Annotated in this window: 3 protein-coding genes; 2 read left to right on the top strand and 1 reads right to left on the bottom strand. The window is 69.6% G+C overall.

Going from position 1 to position 3235, the window contains the following annotated elements:
• The first annotated feature begins 163 nt into the window (after window positions 1-163).
• A complete protein-coding gene (locus QM633_RS05735) occupies window positions 164-310 on the top strand; it encodes a hypothetical protein (protein ID WP_415152774.1) in 147 nt (48 codons plus the stop codon).
• Between the two features lie 93 nt (window positions 311-403).
• Here the strand turns inward: QM633_RS05735 and QM633_RS05730 are convergent, their stop codons facing one another.
• Window positions 404-1249, bottom strand: coding sequence for a glycerophosphodiester phosphodiesterase family protein (locus tag QM633_RS05730; RefSeq protein WP_415152773.1), 846 nt, complete (start codon window positions 1247-1249; stop codon window positions 404-406).
• A 186-nt stretch (window positions 1250-1435) separates the two neighbouring features.
• Here QM633_RS05730 and QM633_RS05725 point away from each other — a divergent pair, with 186 nt between their 5' ends.
• A complete protein-coding gene (locus QM633_RS05725; RefSeq protein ID WP_415152772.1) occupies window positions 1436-3106 on the top strand; it encodes a fumarate hydratase in 1671 nt (556 codons plus the stop codon).
• The last annotated feature ends 129 nt before the right edge of the window (window positions 3107-3235 follow it).

Here is a 3235-nt window from a genome sequence, read left to right as displayed (position 1 = left end):
CCGCGCCTGAGCGCCCGGACCCCGGCCGGCCGGCGGGCACGGTCCGGCCGGCCGTGCCGACCCGTGGACAGCTGCGCGCGCCCACCGGGGCGCACTATGCTGAGAGAAACCTGAGGAGTTGTCAGTAGGCTCTTGGGTCACGGGTACGACGCTATGAGGGGTCATGCACACGTTCCTTGACGATGTCCGGTTCCGGGCGCCTCGCGCGATCCTGCTCGCCCTGATGACCTCGCTGGTGACGGCGATCCTGCTGGGCCTCCCCGCGGCGGTCGCCGACGCCCCCGGGCTGGCCAGTCTCGTCGCCCGCTGATCGGGCCACGTCCGGCCACTCCGCACGCTGACGTGGGCGCGGCTGCGGCCTCGTCCTGAGGTGTCCCGCCGGTCGTGGAGGTGCGGGGCCGGGTCAGCGGTGGTGCTCGGCGAGCCAGCGGTCGCGGTAGGCGCACAGGATCGCCGGCCAGTCGGTCTGGATGGCGTCCACCCCGAGGGCGAGGAGCGGCGCGTAGGCGGCCTCCGGGCCCGCGGTGAGGGCGAGCTCGTCATCGAGGCCGCCGAACATCGGGATGCCGGTCGTCAAGGTCACCGCGTTCACGAAGACGAACAGGTCCTGGGCGTGCAGGTCCGCGATCACGACGGGGTCGAGCCAGGGGTGCTCGCGGGTGGTGGTGATCAGTTCGACCCCCACCGTGTTGAGATCGGGGTCGCCGGTCACCCTGCGCACGTCCTCCGGGGTCGCGCAGATCGGCACGAACGGGTACTTCACCCCGAACGCGCGGAGCCGGTCGAGCGCCGCGGACTCCCAGGCCGGGCACTTCAGGACCAGTTGCTGCGCCATCCCCAGGCCTTCCAACGCCTTCAGCAGGTGCGGCCATCGCCACCACGACCGGTCGATGTTGAACAGGGCACGGGTGTCCTTGAACTCCCGCAGCATCGGGAGCAGCCGCTCGACCCGGGCCACCCGTCCCGGCCGGTCCACCCACTGGTAGGACGCGTGGTCGATCTCTGCGGCGGTCAGCGTCTGGACGTTGGCCGCGAAACCCAGCACCTCCGGCTCGTAGCCGTCGTGGAAGCAGTAGAATTCGCCGTCGCGCGACGCCGACACGTCCAGCTCCACCATGCCGGCCCCCTGCAGGAGCGCTGCCCGGACGGCCAGACCGGTGTTCACCATCACGCTGCCGCCGCCGCTGCCGCGGTGGGCGGCCACCAGCACCACTTCGTGGGCGAGGATGTCGTTCACGAGCGCGTTCATGCCCGCGAATCGGGACTGGCCGAACATCGAACCTCCGTGGGGCGGGTGTCACGCGCCGACCTCGTCGTCAGCACAGTCCCGATGGTACCCACGTCTCCGTCCGGCTATCTGCGTTCGGCAGTGCGGCGCGTCCCTCGGTGGAAGGATGGACGACGGCCCGCCGAAGGGCTCGAAAGAAGGAGTGTCATGGCCGAATTCCGTTACGAGGACATGTTGCCGCTCGGGGAGGATCCCACCCCGTACCGGCTCCTCACCACCGACGGGGTGGAGACCGTCGAGGGCCCGGACGGACGGACATTCCTGAAGGTCGCGCCACAGGCCCTGGAGTTGCTCGCCGAGACCGCCATGCACGACATCGCGCACTACCTGCGCCCGGCCCACCTCGCGCAGCTGCGCACCATCCTGGACGACCCGGAGGCCAGCCCCAACGACAAGTTCGTCGCGCTCGACCTGATGAAGAACGCCAACATCGCCGCCGGCGGAGTGCTGCCGATGTGCCAGGACACCGGCACCGCGATCATCATGGGCAAGCGCGGCCAGCAGGTGCTCAGCGAGGGGACCGACGAGCGGCCGCTCAGCAAGGGCGTGTTCGACGCCTACACCAAGCTGAACCTGCGCTACTCCCAGAACGCGCCACTGACCATGTGGGAGGAGCGGAACACCGGCTCCAACCTGCCGGCGCAGATCGAGCTGTACGCCGACACCGCCCCCGGCCACGAGAACACCTACAAGTTCCTGTTCATGGCCAAGGGCGGCGGTTCGGCCAACAAGAGCTACCTGTACCAGGAGACGAAGGCGATCCTGAACCCCGCGTCGATGATGACCTTCCTCGACGAGAAGATCCGCTCGCTGGGGACGGCGGCCTGCCCGCCCTACCACCTGGCGATCGTGGTCGGCGGAACGTCGGCCGAGTTCGCGATGAAGACCGCCAAGTACGCGTCCGCCAAGTACCTGGACTCGTTGCCCACCTCCGGCTCGATGAGCGCGCACGGCTTCCGCGACCTCGACCTCGAGGCACAGGTGCTGGAACTGACCCGGCAGATGGGGATCGGCGCCCAGTTCGGCGGCAAGTACTTCTGCCACGACGTGCGCGTGATCCGGCTGCCGAGGCACGGCGCGTCCCTGCCGGTCGCGATCGCGGTGTCGTGCTCGGCCGACCGGCAGTGCCTGGGCAAGATCACGCCCGAGGGGGTGTTCATCGAGCAGCTCGAGCGTGAGCCGGCGCACTATCTTCCCGAGACGACCGACGAGCACCTCGAGGGCGGCGACGTCGTCGAGATCGACCTGCGCAAGCCGATGGCCGAGGTGCTCGCCGAGTTGAGCAGGTACCCGGTGAAGACGCGGCTGAGCCTGAACGGCACCGTGATCGTCGGACGCGACATCGCGCACGCGAAGATCAAGGAGCGGCTCGACGCGGGCGAGGAGATGCCGCAGTACCTGAAGGACCACCCGGTCTACTACGCGGGTCCGGCGAAGACGCCCGAGGGCATGCCGTCCGGCTCGTTCGGCCCGACCACCGCGGGCCGGATGGACTCCTACGTCGACCAGTTCCAGTCCGCCGGCGGCTCGATGATCATGCTCGCGAAGGGCAACCGGTCCAAGGCCGTGACCGACGCCTGCCACAGCCACGGGGGCTTCTACCTCGGCTCGATCGGCGGTCCGGCCGCCCGGCTCGCGCAGGACTGCATCACCAGTGTCGAACTGCTGGAGTACCCCGAGCTCGGCATGGAGGCGATCTGGAAGATCGAGGTGAAGGACTTCCCCGCGTTCATCGTGGTCGACGACAAGGGCAACGACTTCTTCGCCGACGTCAGCCGTCCGACCGTCCTGCACCTGCAGGGCCCGACGAAGTCCTGACCGGACCGTCCGTCGCGTCCGCGGTCCTGTGCCGCCACTGTCACGGACGCTCCCGAAAAGCGGGGGTTGTGCCCCGCCCCCGGGGGGGCAAACCCCCGTGGGGGGCGGGGGGCGGGGGGGGCGGGGGGG

The organism is Propionicimonas sp. (genome assembly GCF_047606205.1).
In the GTDB taxonomy this organism is placed as follows: domain Bacteria; phylum Actinomycetota; class Actinomycetes; order Propionibacteriales; family Propionibacteriaceae; genus Propionicimonas.
Note: the sequence above shows the minus strand (reverse complement) of the source record. Positions and strands in the feature narration are given on the sequence as shown.

What these genes read in the sequence shown, in the direction of transcription:
- QM633_RS05730 (WP_415152773.1), bottom strand. Translation starts at nt 1,249, where the DNA reads ATGAACGCGCTCGTGAACGACATCCTCGCCCACGAAGTGGTGCTGGTG.
- QM633_RS05725 (WP_415152772.1), top strand. Translation starts at nt 1,436, where the DNA reads ATGGCCGAATTCCGTTACGAGGACATGTTGCCGCTCGGGGAGGATCCC.
- QM633_RS05735 (WP_415152774.1), top strand. Translation starts at nt 164, where the DNA reads ATGCACACGTTCCTTGACGATGTCCGGTTCCGGGCGCCTCGCGCGATC.